The following is a 15,618-nucleotide window of genomic DNA, read 5'->3' as shown; positions in this document are numbered from 1 at the left end:
GATATGAGCATGTTAGCTATTATCAGGTCGTTTCAGCAAACAAGCAGGCTGATTTGTGGCCTTCTTCTGCTCATTTGCTTAAGCCCGGCAGCGTTCTCGCAACAGAGCAACAATAGCGAGCAAACACCCCAGATGAGCGAGTTGGGGGCAGAAATTGAAAGCTTGCGTCAAGCGATAGTGCGGCTTAACCGTGACTTGTTTATTTTAGAAGAAGACTTGCTGTTTCCAGCTTCAACTCAAGTGGCTGTTTACCTTTCTATGGACGTGGGTGAATACTTCGCGCTTGATTCGGTTGAGCTAAAAATAGGAGACGAGACAGTTACCCAATATCTCTATACAGAACGCCAAGTAGACGCGCTCTATCGAGGTGGCGTGCAGCGTCTGTATATTGGCAATATTGGTCAGGGTGTGCACGAGATCAGCGCGTTTTTCATTGGCATAGGGCCCGAGCAAAGAGAATACAAACGTGCGCTCAGCCTGGAGTTTGAAAAGACAGATGAGCCACTTGCGATTGAGCTAAGCGTGCTTGACTCAAGTGCTAAGCACCAGCCTGTGTTTACTGCCACTCGCCTTTAGGATGACAGGCTAATGAGCACTTCGCATTTAAACATTCAGCTTTGCTTTGCGCAGGTCTGGGCATTGCCAAAAGCACTGGTGAACACAGCCGCGAAAAAAACACGCTCAAATAGGCTGAGAAAACATTTATGGGGATGGGTTTACGCCAGTATTCTCGCAGCAGGCGCTTGTCCATTTGCCGTTTCACAGAGTATATCGTCTGCACAAGTCCAGCAGCAGACAGATTTTGAACACGCACTTTATGCTTATTTTCAAGGGCAGTACGACAGCACGCTTACCTTGATTGAAGTGGCTGAACGAAGACATCAGTTTTCAGCGCTTGACCAAGCGAATCTCGATCGCTTACGCCTTATTCAAGGCGCCTCAGAGCTGAATATCGGATTATATGAACAGGCTTTAAAGCGATTAAATACCCTGTTGGCGCAAAGCAGCTCTCCCTACATTCAAGCAAATACGTGGTATTGGTTGGCAAAGGCAGGGCTTAAAAACAAACGATTTGACTTAGCGCAGCAAGCGTTTTCGATCATCTCTGAGCGCGCCCTGAACGAACATATTACACATGAGCAATGGCAAGAACTGATTTACTTAAATGCATACTGGCGTATGCAGCAAGGACAAGCTTGGGAGGATTTAGCAAAGCAATTAAGCGACGATACCTTCTATCGAGCCTACCTATTAGCCAATCTCGGCAGTATTCAGTTTAATCAGCAAAACTATGAACAAGCCGAGACTGCGTTTATTGAAGCAAAACAGTCAATTCTTGCTTCAAGGGCTAATCCACAGTTATCTGCCAGCAATCGCTTCGCCAACTGGATCAATCCAAGCAATTGGTTTATCGAAGATTTCAGTGTTGATAGAGCCGCAGTCGAACAAGCGCAGGCACTCGTGCAAACTGAGCTAGATGCGCTATATGATCGCGTCAATCTTGGATTAGCTTATTCGTTGTTAAAGCAAGGTGATGATGCAAATGCTTTGGAAGTCGTCACAGCAGTATCCATTGACGGTGGCGACGCTGAACAAGCGATGCTGACCCTTGGTTGGGCTATGGCGCAAGACGAGCGATTGGTACAAGCGAAACAGGTTTGGCATTATTTGCAGCAGCGTTCGAGTGGTTTATATCGTCTTCAGGCCAGTTATGGACTCGCATACGCCTATCAGTTAGAAGGGGAATTCGCAGATGCTTTTTTTGCACTTGAAGATACAAGTGCGCAAATCGACCAAAGTATCGCATCGCTTGAGGCTTTTGCAGGCGAGGTTCGCAGGAGTGGGTTTTTCGACCAGCTTTCTTTTGTTAATAAGCTTGAACTAAGCGATGCACAAGCTGGAGCGAATATTCAGCCTAGCATGAGCTCATGGCCCGATGATCTGCTTGATATAAAACAGCTGTTTTTATCTCCTAGTGCCACAAGTCGCTTCGATGCAAGATATCTTTTGCTGGTCCGCCAGCAAGCGCGTCAAAGTATGGGGGCCTTGCAAAGTAAGCTTGCTAGTCTGGCGACTTTTGAACAAATGCTTGAGCTTCGCCAAGCACGCTATTTGCAAAGACAGCAGGCCCTGTCTCTCAAGCAAACACAAGTCCAACTTAGTCACACGCGACAAGCGCTTGAAACTATCAATGCGAAAATCACACAACACCCAGGTCAGCCAAATGCAGAAATTGCGCTTGCAAAAAAAATGGCGACCCCAGCACAAAGCAAGCAGTTACGGCGATTAAAGAGCGCTCAATTGAGATTGAAAAGCATCCATGCAGATGAAAGTCATAAGAGCAATGAAAGTTCAGCGCTGCCCGAAAATGTTGAACAAAGGCTCACACGCATAGAAGGGCTTCTTCACTGGCAACTTTATGACAATTTTACGCTGCGCCGTCAACAGCATCTAATCTTGTTAGATGATGCAATCAAAGCGATGCGCAGCGCCCAAGATCAGTTTGAACGCTTAAGGCTCGCCAAACAAAATACACAGTTGTTTGAGCAACAATCGCAAAGTATTGATCAAAATAAACTTCGCATACTGGGTTTGTATGAGCAGGCTCGTGAGATATTTAACCAAGCCGATTTACGCTTACAAAATGCGCTGCTAAATTTAATAAGACTTCGAATTGAGCAATTGACAAGCCAACAAGTGAACACGCGGTTGGCCATGCTGCGTTTACAAGACTTGGCGCCCTCAGAGTGATAGACGATGAATAAGTGTAAGCGTGAAATATTCATCTTAAATGCATTTCGCACCGTTGTGCTTAGCTTAGTATGTCTGTTTTCTCTCGCTTCATGCGCACTTGGGTTGATGCGTCACCCTGTTTCAATTGAGTCTGAACCTGAAGCTTCTGCAAGCCCCGCAAAGGGGTTATCTGAGATTCAGCGCGAACAACGCCAACGCTTGCTGGCGGGGAAAAGCAGTCGGCCTGGTTTATCCAGTCTAAATTTGATGCCTCAGGCCCGCGGCCAGCAAACAGATACAGAGACTTCTGCAAGTACCAATGTTGCTGATATTCCAAGGCTCAGCTTGCTACAAAAGCAAGCGGAATATGAATCTTTGCTGCCGCTCGTGAGAGATGAGCAGCAGCGCCGTCAAATTGCTTATCGTTTAGCGGATATCAAAATGGAGATTGCGGAAATCGCGCTTATGAATGCGGATGATTCTGCCTCAGGCAATCTAAGTGAAGCCATCGATGAATATCAGCGCATACTCGCGCAACCGCAAACATACCTTCCTGACCTTGTTGAATCTGATGAGAATGCGGATACGGAGAATTCGAGCACACTAAAACAAATGGATGCCATGTATCAGCTGGCTCGTGCACTTGATTTAAGCGGTAAACAGTCGCAGAGCGTTGAGGTGGCAAAAAATTATATCAAGACCTTCTCACTCGAGCGATATGCACCCAATGAGCAGCACCTGGAACTTTTCTTTCGCATTGGCGAATACTATTTCAATCGTCAAGATTTTGAGACTGCCTCCGGATACTATCGCCAAGTCATAGATACTCATGCTCAAGTTTCTCTCAAACACGGCACCGATTTTTATGCGATTTCAGCCTACATGCTCGGGTGGAGTGAATTTAAACGCGATAGTTTCGATGAAGCTTTGTATGCGTTTGACTTGATGCTTGCACACACCTTCAATAACGACGTGAAATTGCAGCAAAACAACATCTTGTCCAAACTTTCACTTAACGGCGCACTTGACGATACAAGTTTGAGTAAAGGAGAACTGCGCTTGCTCAAAGATAGTTTACGCATCATGGCACTCACCTTTTCATATCAGGGAAGTGGCCAAGCGATACTGGATTTTTATGCGAAGGGGATTTCTCAAGCTACACACGCTCAACAAGGGCAGCCAGCCTATAGTCATTTGATATTTGAGGAGCTAGCTCAGCAATACCTTGATGAGGATAGATATACTGACAGTGCTTCTGTGCTGTTGGCTTTCGCGCAAGCAAGCCCGGCACACCCAAGAGCCGTCGAGTTTTATGTTCGCCACATTGACGCCTACTTGCTTGGTGGTTTTAGTGACGAAGCACGCATAGCGAAAAACAAATTTGTTGACACCTATTCACTTGGAAATGGAGTTTTAACGGCTGTTTATTCTCCAATAGCCGATGACGCCTTGCCCTATCTACGACGCTACTTACAAGAGTTGGCACAAACAGAGCATCATTTAGGCCAGCACATCGACGCTCAATTAAAGCGCATGAACGACAAGGATAAAGACCGCTCTGAAGCACTCGAGCAACGCGATTTTTCAAGTGCTTTTGCTTCTGAGCCAGTGTCAGGCAAAGCGGATGATCTGAATCAATCCTTGGCTAATGCCAGCGAAGTCGACTTACGCAGCCTGCGCACTGAAGCCTATGAGCAAGCCATATCTCACTATGAAAACTTTATAAACACCTTCTCGAAACTGCCCCAGAACAGTGAATATCAGCAAGAAGTCTCACAGCTTCGTTTTTATATGGCAGAGGCATATTTTGCGCTTGAACAATATCCACAAGCGATAAGCGCTTTTGAACGCTATGCCTATATGGATGATCAAAGCGACCAGGCGCTGGCGGCAGAAGCTGCCTACGCCGCCATTCTTGCTCACGAAGGCCTTACCAGCGCACCCCCACATGCAAACCAAGCATCGAATAGTCAATCGCCTGTTGATAATCATGTAAGTGAAGCCATACGCGCTAAACAGCAGTCGCAAGCGCGCTTTGTACTTACCTTTTATGATGATAAGCGCAGCCCGCTAGTGGCGTCGAATTTAATGCATTCGTATTTCGCAGAGCGCGCCTATATTCAAGCTCAAAAGTGGGCAGCCTATCTTTTAGGCGATGTTACATCTGTCATGGATTCATCTGGGTCAGAGAAACTCAGTGACACTCTGATTGCCCAAATAATAGTGGATTTGCGTGACCATCCGCAATCTTCTCAATTCCAGCAAAGCGCATCTTTAGTCATGGCGCATAGCCTTTTCGAACAAGGTCAATATGCTCAGGCTGAAAGCTATTATCGTGAATTACTCGACGCCACAGTTGCGCCGGACAAGCAGCAAACTACAGCTGCGCTTGCCACTGTGATGGGGCTTGAGATCTCAGCACTACAAGACCGCCTAGCAGCTGCAATCTATAAGCAAGCAGAGCAAACGCTCGCACAAGTCGCACTAAGCCCACAAGATATTAGTGCGATGAGCAATCCATACGATCTGAAGCTAAGCGCTGAAGCGAAACTTGTTCTCAAAGAAGCACTGGCTCACTGGGCACGCTTGATCAAAGATGTGCCCACATCTAGTTTTCGAAGTGCCGCTCAATATGACAGTGCGGTATATTTCGCCATGCTCGGAAACTGGCAGCAAGCCATTGAGCTTTGGCTGGATTTTTCAACGCGTTTTGCTGATTCCCCACTAAATGAAAGTTTGCCGCAGCAGCTTCTTTTTGCTTATCAGCAAAGCAACAATTATGAAGCCGCAGGCGATTTACTGCGCAGTCAATTTAATGCTGGCGCACAAAATCAACATCCAGTTGGCAGCGATAACAAGCAACAAGCACGAGAGAGGCTATTTCAGGCCGCACTATATTACGAGCAAGCCGGCAATCGTAACAAAGCGCTCGATACCTTTCGACAGTATGCACACGCCTATCCTTATCCGCTTGCCCCAGCGAACGAAGCACGATTCAAAATGAGTGAATATTACCTTGAGTCTGGAGAAGAAAATAAGCGCCGATTTTGGTTGGATAAACTCATAAAGGCACAGCTTGAACTGTCGTCGTCGCCCTCACAAGATGCTGAGGCGGATGCCGGTTCTTTAAGTAACGACACGCAGTTGGCCGCGCTGGGTACACCGAGGTCACGTTATCTAGCGGCGATGGCGGCCATGGTTTTTGCGCAAGATGCCGACCGTGCCTTTTCTCAAATCGCACTGGATTTACCATTAAACGAAAGCTTGCAAAAGAAGCAAAGTGCACTGACACAAGCCATTAACAGCTACGATCAAGTTATGTCTTTTGGCGTAGCGCAATTCACTACCCAAGCAAACTATCGTCTGGCGAATTTGTACAGCACACTGGCACAAGATCTCATGTCTTCGGCTCGCCCAGACAATTTAAGCGCGCTGGAACAAAGCCAATACGAAATTTTGCTTGAAGAGCAAGCCTATCCGTTTGAAGAACAAGCTATTGAAATACATGAGACTAACGCAAAGCGCGCACAGACAGGCATTTACGACAGCTATGTAAAGCAAAGCTTTGAAGCACTAAGTCATTTCATGCCTGTTCGTTATAACAAACAGGAACTTATAGAGGAGCTAAGTGCTGATGATTTATAAACACCTTTGCTCAATTGGACTGCTTAGCGTTACTGTAATTTCCCTAAGTGCATGTTCAAGTCTGATGTCGCTGGTGTCTTCCCAACGTGACGCGGATGCGACTGCCCAACAGAGCACGGGTAATTTATTTAGTGATGATGCACCCACTGAAAATGCACCCACTGAAAATGCACTGCAAAGAAATCAAGTATTTGCAAAGGACATCTCTCCTCGCATACGTGATTTACTTGACTCGCCAGACAGATTTGCGTCCAGCAAAGGCACGAACCCTCCTGCCAGCAAGGCTCATTTAGTCGATGCACTGAATGCGTATCATCAGGGTAAATACGAAGCGGCCTTGGCAGCGATTGCGCAAGCTAAAGAGGAAACCGGTTTTTTGAGTGATCTTAACAGCTCAGCATACGTGCTAGAGGGGGACATTTATCTTGCCGATGAGCAGCTTGAAGCGTCTATACAAAGCTACCAACAAGCGCTTGAGACCAACCCTGATAACTATTATGCAGCCAATCGACTCGCAAAACGACATCGCGTTAATGGTGATTTTGATGCCGCGCTTGCGCTATATAAACGGGCAATTGAGGCAAAGCCTTCATACGCGCCCAGCTACCGAAACCGAGGGCTACTTTTCGATTTGTATATTGGCGATGCCCTCAAAGCAAAAAACGACTATGAGACTTACCTGGCTTTACTTGAGTATCGTTTGCTAGCTTCTCCAGAGCCTTCACAAATTGAGGGGAACGAAGCTCAACAAACACGCGTGCGGGCAAATATCAAACAAGTAAAAGGCTGGCTCATAGACATTGAACGACGCCATTCGGGAAGTTTGTTTAGTGATGCTCAACATTCAAAAAGGAGTCAACAATGAGGTTTACTGTAACAACCTTATTTATGCTCAAAGCGCTTTTGCTTACCTGCGTGCTTTCGCCCTCGACATTTGCTCAAGATCCTCGCGCGCAGCAGACACAAGCGTCGCAGCTAGAGGAGGAGAAGAGCGCTCAAGTCCAATCGCAAGCTCCCTTGCGCTTAGAAGAAACCATTAGAGCCAACAAAGAACAACCTCAAGTGCTGACTATTGTGCCTTGGCAACTGCCAACGCATCAGCGAATCAATGAAACACAAAATTGGCAGCCGGTGGTAAATACTTTGCCCAGTATCGAACGCAATCAGTTTTTACAAGAATTGGCGCTGAGGCAAGCTTATAAAACACGAAATCTTAACCCCAACGCAAACTCAGAAGAAAGAGAGTAGACCCATGGATATTTTAGACACACTCACGCGGTTTTTTCAGCAGGGCGGCTCATTTATGCTGCCAATCGCGATTATTTTGGCGCTAGGCCTAGCGATTACGATTGAACGCTATATATTTTTACTCTCTGCTAAACACACCAATAAACTGGCATTTAGTAAAATAGAGCCGTTGTTAGCCAAGCAGCAGTTCGACAAAATCCTGCAAATGAGTCAGCAAAGCAGTGCACCTGTGTCCCGAGTCATCGCCGCAGGTATTACGCGCTTAGGAATAAGCCCACGGCGTGAAGACATTGAATATGCGATGGAAGAGGGCTTGATGGAGGCCGTACCTAGGCTTGAAAAGCGGACGTCTTATCTTGGAACCTTAGCAAACATCGCGACTTTACTTGGACTGCTGGGGACGATTATCGGACTTATCGCGGCATTTTCTGCGGTGGCTAATGCAGACCCATCGGAAAAAGCCAGTTTGCTGTCTAGTTCCATCTCGGTGGCCATGAATACCACGGCTTTTGGCTTGATATCCGCTATTCCTTTGCTTGGCTTTCACGCGCTTTTGCAAAGTAAAACGACCGAAATTATCGATTCGATGGAAATGGCCGGCGTGAAGTGTCTCAACAGCCTTATTTCTCTTGAGCACCTTTCTTTGAAAACTCGCGCGTCCGACGCATAGAGGCGGGTATGTTGAATAATCGTTCATCCTCAAAAGCACGCAGACGAGGGGCTAAATCAGAGGCCGAGCTTGATATCACCTCGTTTATGAACCTGATGATTGTATTGGTGCCGGTGCTTCTGATGATGATGGTGTTTTCTCGAATCACGGTGGTGGAGCTGAGTTTGCCGGGCATTGCGCAAAGCTCAAGCGAAGAAATTAAAGCGCAAGTGCTCGAGGTACAGGTGAATGCAGATGGCTTGGAAGTGTATTTTCCTCAAGGCTATTTAGTGGCCAGTATCCCCAAAACAGTGGCTGATGCGGAAGCTTCACGTTCACAAACCAGCACGCAGGGTATTTCCCCGGGTGCGGGGAACACTAGTCTGGGCGAAGGTGGGCAAGCAAAGCATGACTTCGTGGCTTTGCAAAACACACTAAAACAAATTAAACAGACTTTGATAAGCCAAGAGGTGGACAAAAAAGACCTGAGCTTGCTTTTGCAGCAGGATACAGACTATCAAACTATTGTGAGTTTGATTGATGCCTCACGTTCATACAAAGACGTGGTGGTGGCGTCGGTGGTGGATGCAGAACTGTTTCCAGAGGTTTCCCTTGCAGATGCCGTGCAAACTAGCGTGCAATTGCCCGCTAACGCTAGTCAAGAGCAGGGTGGCAGCGAATGAAACAATCAATGCGTGCAAAGCGAATGGAAAGGCATCATAAGCGCAACCAAAAAAGCGCCAAGCTCTCTTTAGTCTCGCTAATGGATATATTCACTATATTGGTATTCTTTCTCATGTTTAATGCCTCTGATGTACAGGTATTGCAATCCAGTGATCAAGTTAACTTGCCACAATCGACAGCCGAAACCCCCGCAGATGAAAACATACTTTTAATGGTGACTAGTCAAAGCGTATTGCTTCAAGGTAAAGTCCTGGGCGATACGCCAGCCTTTGCAAGGGCCGATTCATTTCAAATGCAGACCTTGAACGATGAATTGCGTTTTCACGCAAACAGAGAGTTGCACCTTTCGCCATCGCAACACAGCAATGAGCAAGCGCAGACTGACGCGCTTGAAGACGCCTCAGCGGGCAAATCGATTACGATTATGGGCGATGAAAGTATCCCTTATGCTATTCTTAAACAACTCATGCAGGCAAGCGCCAAGGCAGGTTTCACTAATATCGCGTTAGCGGTTGAAAACATGCAGTCCAGTGGTACCGCCCTGAGTTCTCAGGCGATGGTTCCTCAGCCCAATCAAGCTAGCATTGAGCCTAAGTCTGCGTTTGAGGATGCCTTATGAGCACAATAACACAGAGCATGGATCAATGGCGCAGAACACCTCAAATGCCGGTCAGCGTAGCGCCGTATTTTGACAGCCAGCTCCCTTGGAGTGCAGGCGCATCCGAGAACAAACGTTTTTTGCTATTGTGTCTGCTAATGCTAGCCTTAACGATTGCCTTTGCTATCGTCATTGCCAATCGAGCACTACCTGAAATTGAGCGAGAGCAGCGAGAGAAACTGCCGCCGCAGCTAGCCAGAATTATCGAAGCGCAGACACCTCCTCCTATTCCCGAACCGGTGTTACCTGAGATAGTTCCTGAACCGCCGTCTGAAGAGGCGCTTGAGATTAAGCCTGAACCTCTTGAGCCACTCGTGGAGGAAGATCTCCCAGAACTTGCACAGCCTGAGATAACACCCGAAGAAGTCGTGTTAAGTGAACAAGAAAAAGTGCTTCAAGCTCGTAAAAGCGCCAAAAGCAAAGGCGTGCTAGCCTTTCAGGATCAATTAGCCAGCATGCGGGAACAAGCGAACATCAATAATCTGGCAAATACGCAGTTGACTGAGGGCGCTGGGCAATCTGAGCTTACCCAGCGAAACGCGATTGTGAGCAATCAAATTGCCACTAGCGGTGGTATTCAGGTGGGAGAGCTGTCTACCACAGTAGGCGCCGCAGGACAGTTAGAAGGTCGGCGCAGCACCGAATTTGTTGCCGCCAGTGAGGGCCAAGCCGCCCTTGCTACGAAGCGCATTGAAACCCAAGCGCAAGTGGTCGGAAATAGAAGTCTGGATCAAATTCGGCAAATCTTAGATGCGAACAAAGGCGCAGTATATGCGCTGTATCGACGAGCGCTTCGTCAAGACCCAAGCATAGAGGGCAAACTAACGGTTAAACTGATTATTGCACCCGATGGCTCGCTAACAGATGTGCAGCTAATTGACTCTCAGCTAAATGCGCCTGACTTGGTACAAAAACTCATCTCGCGAATTGCGTTGATTGATTTTGGCGCCCAGAACGTCAGTCAAACCGAGTTAGAATACGCCTTTAATTTTCTACCATTTTAGCGCTTAGTGCGTTTTAAACGGCGAGGCCTAAGGCTAGCGAGTGAACGCCTAACGCACTTTGTATACATGTAATATGCATTCTACGAGCGTTTGCCCAATTTTCTCGCAATTCCCGTATATCCAAACACACTCTTTTTTTGTACTTAAAATCAACCAAACGAAATGAAAAGACCAGTCAGCAGCCGTATTCATAAAGCCTACTTTAGAAACGGTGAAGATCATCGCGCAGGTGCAGACGTGAGCTTTGCCGATATCGTAAAGATTTTCGGGTTCCGAGGTATTGAAGTGGGTAGATGGGTGAGCAAAGAAGAGCAGCAAATCGCTGCAAATCTCTTTTTTGATGCTTTATGTGACTTAATGGACATACTTCAGGTGCCAGAAACCGTGATATCGCTTAAAGGCACGCTGGCTCTGGCTTTTGGTGTAGGCGGGCAAAAATATGTTTGTGCTCACTACAATAGTGCAAAACGGCAGCTAGCGCTTGCCAAAAATGCGGGTGGCGGGGCGCTAGCACATGAGTGGTTTCATGCCTTTGACCACTATATTTCCTCACATGTGTTTATGGTTAATGCGCCTAATCAATTTGCTTCTGAACTTTGGCTAAATGATAGCGCAAGTACGGTGGAACATCCGCTCAATCAAAAACTGGCGCGCGCCTTTGGCGCGATGTTTTTAAACGATGCAGGAACGGGTCCAAATGAGTTGGTGAAGTTCAGCGTAATGGCCGATAAAGCGCGCGGTTCATTCTATTACGCTCGCCCACAAGAGCTGGCTGCGCGCGCTTTTGAAAGCGTTATTGAGTACCAAGTCACAAAGAATGCCTTTTTGGTCGACGGTGCCCTCGATGCCGAGGTGTTAGCGCTAGATCCCCGTTATCAAAACGCAAGGGCCCGCATTAGCGATGAGGCAAAATTCGGTATTTACCCAAAACAAGACCGTTTGATGCAGATTCAACATTATTTATTTGAACACTTTTACCAGCTAGGCTTGGCGCTCAAGTCTTAAGCCTTTTATCCAAATTTGACCAAGCGCATATTTTTATTTTCAGGCACACCTAAGTATGTGCGTTGATACCCCTTTCATTGACGAACAAAGGTAGCATGGCACAAGTTGAATCATGTTGAGTTGGAGAAATAAAAATGGCATCGATGCTTGCCCCCATAGAAGAAAAATTCAGACTGGTAACCCGTAGTGACTTCGACGGCTTAGTTTGCGCTGTGTTGCTCAAAGAAGTCGGATTAATCGATGACATTAAATTTGTGCATCCTAAAGACATGCAGGATGGCAAAATTGAGATTACGCCTAACGATATTACGACAAACCTGCCCTATGTGCCGGGCTGTCATATCGCATTTGACCACCACGCCAGCGAATTAAAGCGTCGTGGCGACAACGCAAAGTCCAATCACGTTATTGACGCTCACGCGCCATCAGCCGCACGAGTCGTATACGATTATTACGGCGGTAAAGACATCTTCCCAGAAGCATGGGATGACATGATGGACGCAGTAGACAAAGCGGACGCTGCCCAATTTACCAAAGAGGAAATTCTTAATCCTCGTGGTTGGGTATTGCTAAATTACCTGATGGACAGCCGCACTGGGCTGGGGCGTTTTAGAGAATTTAGAATTTCAAACTATCAGCTGATGATGGCACTCATTGATTACTGTCGCAATCATAGCATTGACGAAATTATCGCGCTTCCCGATGTGCAAGAACGCGTTGAGATGTACAACCAGCATGCAGAAAAATTTAAGCGACAGCTGTTGTCATGTTCAAAAGTTTACGACAATCTGGTAGTCCTTGACTTACAAGACCAAGATGTGATTTACGCAGGCAATCGTTTTATGATTTACGCCCTGTTTCCTCAATGTAATATCTCCATTCATCAAATGTGGGGATTTCGCAAACAAAATACGGTGTTTGCTATTGGCAAGTCGATTTTAGATAGAAGCTCTCAAACTAACATCGGTCAGCTTTGCTTAAGTCATGGCGGCGGCGGTCATCAGGCAGCGGGCACATGCCAAGTGCCTAACAAACAGGCAGAAGATGTGAAATTGGATTTGATTACTCGCATCAACGCGGACGGCTAGGCGGTTTAAATCTAGATTGGTATTGTCACTTTGGCACTTCTATCTGTTCATTTTGAGCTTCAATAGCTTCTTCGTCAGCAGTGCTGCCCGCCATCAAGGCGGTGGCACTGACGGAGCTTAAGGGCTTGCTAACATAGAAACCTTGGAAAATATCAGCGCCCATCCTTTCAATTGCGTCATACGCGACTTGAGTTTCAACACCTTCTGCTGCAACGGTAAGCTCCATAGAAGATGCTAAAGCGATAATAGCTTTGGTTATTTTGGTATCTTTTGAGTCTTCAGATAAATCATCAATAAATGACTTGTCTATTTTAAGCATATCGAAGGGGTAGTTTTGTAGATAACTCAACGACGAATAACCCGTACCAAAGTCGTCAAGCGCCAACTTTACGCCGAGCGCCTTTACTTCAGCAAGCACGTTTCCTATCTGTTCCGGCTTTTTAATCAGCACGGTTTCGGTCAGTTCCATTACCATGCATTGAGGCGCCACTCTAAATATGTCGAAGCATTGGCGCAGCTCTTCAACAAAGTCGGCATGAAGCAGCTGTTTGGCTGATACATTAACCGAAACGTAGCCTTGAGGCACAAAATCACCACTTTTTTGCCAAATGGCAAGCTGTCTGCACGCTTCTTGAATCACCCATCGACCCACCTGCAATATCATGCCCGACTCTTCTAAGATTGGGATGAAATGATCAGGCGCGACCAAAGTGCCATCGTTTGCCTGAAATCGAATTAAAGCTTCAAATCCAAGAACACGTTTGTCCTTAGCATCGCATATAGGCTGATAAAACAATTGATAGCGAGATAAGCTACTGTCCGCACGCAACTGATTTAAAATTTCAACGCGCTCATGAGTGTTTTGTGCAAACTCTTCGTTAAATATTTGATAATTATTTTTACCTTCGTTTTTTGCACTGTAAAGCGCAAGATCAGCATGTTTTAGCAAGGTTTCTGGATTGCTGTCCTCGAAATTTCCTTGGGCAATACCCACGCTTACCGTTACAAAAAGCTGCTCGCCACCAATAAGATATGGCTCTGCAACGTGCGCGATAATCTTCTCTGCGACCACTAAAATTTCAGTAAAATGATCGTCTTCCCCTAATAGAATAACAAACTCATCACCACCAAAACGGGCAATGGTGTCGTTTGCACGCAATACATTGGTAAGGCGATTGGCCACTTGTTGCAAGAGTATATCGCCCACATCGTGGCCTAATGTGTCGTTTATGTGCTTAAACTCATCTAAGTCTAAAAACAGAACACTCACGATTTGATGATTTCGCTGCGCGTTGGCAAACGCTTGGTTAAGCCTATCTTGCAATAACAAGCGATTGGCAAGGCCCGTTAAAGTGTCAAATTGCGCGACTTGTTTGAGCTTTTCTTGAATAATGTGACGTTCAGTGACATCTGAAAAGGTGCCTAAAAAGCCTTCTACATTTCCATCGTCATCGACTAATACCCGAGAGTGAAAATCTGTCCATTTTGTCGCCCCAAGTGCATTCACTATCCTTACTTGCTGCTCATAATCACTTGCATGTTCCAGACTTTGTTTGATGGCTTTTAAAAAGCCTTCAATATCTTCTGGATGTACTGCATTTATCCAATTTTGGTCGCCATCGTCTTCCAGCTCAATACCGCTATATTCTAGCCATTTATCGTTGGCAAACTCACATTCCCAGTAAATATTGACACGAATAATGCCTACTGGAACGAGTTGCGTTAGCGCTTCAAATTGCTGTGCCGTGCTCTTATGATGTTCGGTCTGTTCGATAAAACTCGTCGTATCCTCAATTTGTAATGTCGTATAGCGCAGTGGACCTTTGTTATATCGAAATATAGTGAGACCTACACTAAGGGCTTGACCTTTAATCGTAAAAGCTTTTTGATCTTTAAACAGTTGCGGTCCTTTTGCATGATTCATCTCTCCAAATCGAGCTTGTTGACGTGACCACTTAAATAAATCTTCGTAATTGGGAAGCAAATCGTGAATGTCTCGCCCGTTTAAGATATCAGGGTCGCGGTTATTTTTATCGGCAAAGGTGAGCAAAGAATTTGGGTTCGCGACTACGACTTTATCGGTGTGATCGACTACAATAATCGCCAGAGGAGAAGAGGCAATTAAGCTGCTCATATAGTTGTCGTTCGCTATGGTTTTATCAATGCCGCTAAAATTACTATCAACGCTTTCTGCGCTTTGCATCGTGCATGAAATTGCACCAATTACGGGTCGCAGCTTAGTCAGTATTGCGGCATCGTAAGTGCCCGACTTTTTCGCAAGAACGTAAATCGCCATCAGTTCGTCATGAATTCGGATGGGAATAATCATGATCGCTTGAGTATGCGTTTCCTCGTTCATTAAGGCGGCACATGCGAATGGATAAGGGGCTTGATAGAAAGAGGGACGAGATAGAGCGTTTTTTGTGCGCACCCAAGTAAATAATACATCCTTATTTACAAAGGACTTTACTGAATCTAAGTAAATACCGTGTAATTTGTCACACTCTTCTGTAATCGCCTCACTCACCGTTTCATTTGCAACAAAACAGGCACATAAATCACTTTTGGTCAGCGATAAAAAATGCTCAAGCATTTGAGAAAAGACTTGCGTCTTTGCTTCTGGGTCAAACAGGAGCTCTTGCGCGGTATTAATTGCGCCTCGCACATCTGAGGCACTGCGGCGATTTAACACCTCTGGCAATCCAATGCAACGTTAACACTAGGCGGCGTTTTACTTGCTGTTTTTTTCACGTTTCTACTTCTCTATTCTTCTAACATAGGCAAGCATCCATGCATAAGAAAATGGTGAAGCTGTTCTGTAATTACTCACTTTAGTGTTATATTCTAATTACGCTTATGTTTTTATGAAAAGCATATACTAAAATATTATAAAACACTGATTTT

12 protein-coding genes are annotated in these 15,618 nt (G+C 46.0%); 11 read left to right on the top strand and 1 reads right to left on the bottom strand.

Annotated features, from left to right (window positions below; genetic code table 11):
- The first annotated feature begins 3 nt into the window (after positions 1 to 3).
- The 11 genes from PN836_RS12870 to PN836_RS12820 all read left to right on the top strand — a co-directional run bounded on the left by PN836_RS12870 (position 4) and on the right by PN836_RS12820 (position 12,714).
- Positions 4 to 576, top strand: a complete 573-nt coding sequence (locus tag PN836_RS12870; RefSeq protein WP_395338897.1) for a hypothetical protein — start codon at positions 4 to 6, stop codon at positions 574 to 576.
- Positions 577 to 588: 12 nt separating this feature from the next.
- Complete coding sequence (locus tag PN836_RS12865; RefSeq protein WP_395338895.1) at positions 589 to 2,751, top strand: hypothetical protein; 2,163 nt, start codon at positions 589 to 591, stop codon at positions 2,749 to 2,751.
- A 6-nt stretch (positions 2,752 to 2,757) separates the two neighbouring features.
- On the top strand, positions 2,758 to 6,378 hold the full coding sequence (locus PN836_RS12860) for a tetratricopeptide repeat protein (protein ID WP_395338893.1): 3,621 nt from the start codon (positions 2,758 to 2,760) through the stop codon (positions 6,376 to 6,378).
- Positions 6,368 to 7,243 carry a tetratricopeptide repeat protein gene (locus tag PN836_RS12855; protein ID WP_395338891.1) on the top strand — a complete coding sequence of 292 codons (876 nt, stop codon included), beginning with the start codon at positions 6,368 to 6,370 and terminating at the stop codon, positions 7,241 to 7,243. The genes PN836_RS12860 and PN836_RS12855 overlap by 11 nt, the downstream gene beginning before the upstream one ends.
- Positions 7,240 to 7,626, top strand: a complete 387-nt coding sequence (locus PN836_RS12850; RefSeq protein ID WP_395338889.1) for a hypothetical protein — start codon at positions 7,240 to 7,242, stop codon at positions 7,624 to 7,626. Before PN836_RS12855 ends, PN836_RS12850 begins: the two co-directional genes overlap by 4 nt.
- A gap of 4 nt (positions 7,627 to 7,630) precedes the next feature.
- On the top strand, positions 7,631 to 8,296 hold the full coding sequence (locus tag PN836_RS12845; protein ID WP_395338887.1) for a MotA/TolQ/ExbB proton channel family protein: 666 nt from the start codon (positions 7,631 to 7,633) through the stop codon (positions 8,294 to 8,296).
- An 8-nt stretch (positions 8,297 to 8,304) separates the two neighbouring features.
- A complete protein-coding gene (locus PN836_RS12840; protein ID WP_395338885.1) occupies positions 8,305 to 8,958 on the top strand; it encodes an ExbD/TolR family protein in 654 nt (217 codons plus the stop codon).
- A complete protein-coding gene (locus tag PN836_RS12835; protein WP_395338884.1) occupies positions 8,955 to 9,578 on the top strand; it encodes an ExbD/TolR family protein in 624 nt (207 codons plus the stop codon). Before PN836_RS12840 ends, PN836_RS12835 begins: the two co-directional genes overlap by 4 nt.
- The gene (locus PN836_RS12830) at positions 9,575 to 10,621 is read left to right on the top strand and encodes an AgmX/PglI C-terminal domain-containing protein (protein WP_395338882.1); all 1,047 of its coding nucleotides are present in this window, start codon (positions 9,575 to 9,577) and stop codon (positions 10,619 to 10,621) included. Before PN836_RS12835 ends, PN836_RS12830 begins: the two co-directional genes overlap by 4 nt.
- Before the next feature lie 162 nt (positions 10,622 to 10,783).
- Complete coding sequence (locus PN836_RS12825; protein ID WP_395338880.1) at positions 10,784 to 11,626, top strand: CLCA_X family protein; 843 nt, start codon at positions 10,784 to 10,786, stop codon at positions 11,624 to 11,626.
- Positions 11,627 to 11,769: 143 nt separating this feature from the next.
- Complete coding sequence (locus PN836_RS12820) at positions 11,770 to 12,714, top strand: exopolyphosphatase (RefSeq protein WP_395345650.1); 945 nt, start codon at positions 11,770 to 11,772, stop codon at positions 12,712 to 12,714.
- Between the two features lie 25 nt (positions 12,715 to 12,739).
- Here the strand turns inward: PN836_RS12820 and PN836_RS12815 are convergent, their stop codons facing one another.
- A complete protein-coding gene (locus tag PN836_RS12815) occupies positions 12,740 to 15,406 on the bottom strand; it encodes an EAL domain-containing protein (RefSeq protein WP_395345647.1) in 2,667 nt (888 codons plus the stop codon).
- Positions 15,407 to 15,618 lie beyond the last annotated feature (212 nt).

Source organism: Ningiella algicola (assembly GCF_028401415.2).
In the GTDB taxonomy this organism is placed as follows: Bacteria; Pseudomonadota; Gammaproteobacteria; order Enterobacterales; family Alteromonadaceae; genus Glaciecola.
This window is presented reverse-complemented; position numbering and strand designations above follow the sequence as displayed.

Excerpts from the sequence above, each read along its gene's own strand:
- PN836_RS12870 (WP_395338897.1), top strand. The coding sequence starts at position 4 with ATGAGCATGTTAGCTATTATCAGGTCGTTTCAGCAAACAAGCAGGCTG.
- PN836_RS12865 (WP_395338895.1), top strand. The coding sequence starts at position 589 with ATGAGCACTTCGCATTTAAACATTCAGCTTTGCTTTGCGCAGGTCTGG.
- PN836_RS12860 (WP_395338893.1), top strand. The coding sequence starts at position 2,758 with ATGAATAAGTGTAAGCGTGAAATATTCATCTTAAATGCATTTCGCACC.
- PN836_RS12855 (WP_395338891.1), top strand. The coding sequence starts at position 6,368 with ATGATTTATAAACACCTTTGCTCAATTGGACTGCTTAGCGTTACTGTA.
- PN836_RS12850 (WP_395338889.1), top strand. The coding sequence starts at position 7,240 with ATGAGGTTTACTGTAACAACCTTATTTATGCTCAAAGCGCTTTTGCTT.
- PN836_RS12845 (WP_395338887.1), top strand. The coding sequence starts at position 7,631 with ATGGATATTTTAGACACACTCACGCGGTTTTTTCAGCAGGGCGGCTCA.
- PN836_RS12840 (WP_395338885.1), top strand. The coding sequence starts at position 8,305 with ATGTTGAATAATCGTTCATCCTCAAAAGCACGCAGACGAGGGGCTAAA.
- PN836_RS12835 (WP_395338884.1), top strand. The coding sequence starts at position 8,955 with ATGAAACAATCAATGCGTGCAAAGCGAATGGAAAGGCATCATAAGCGC.
- PN836_RS12830 (WP_395338882.1), top strand. The coding sequence starts at position 9,575 with ATGAGCACAATAACACAGAGCATGGATCAATGGCGCAGAACACCTCAA.
- PN836_RS12825 (WP_395338880.1), top strand. The coding sequence starts at position 10,784 with ATGAAAAGACCAGTCAGCAGCCGTATTCATAAAGCCTACTTTAGAAAC.
- PN836_RS12820 (WP_395345650.1), top strand. The coding sequence starts at position 11,770 with ATGCTTGCCCCCATAGAAGAAAAATTCAGACTGGTAACCCGTAGTGAC.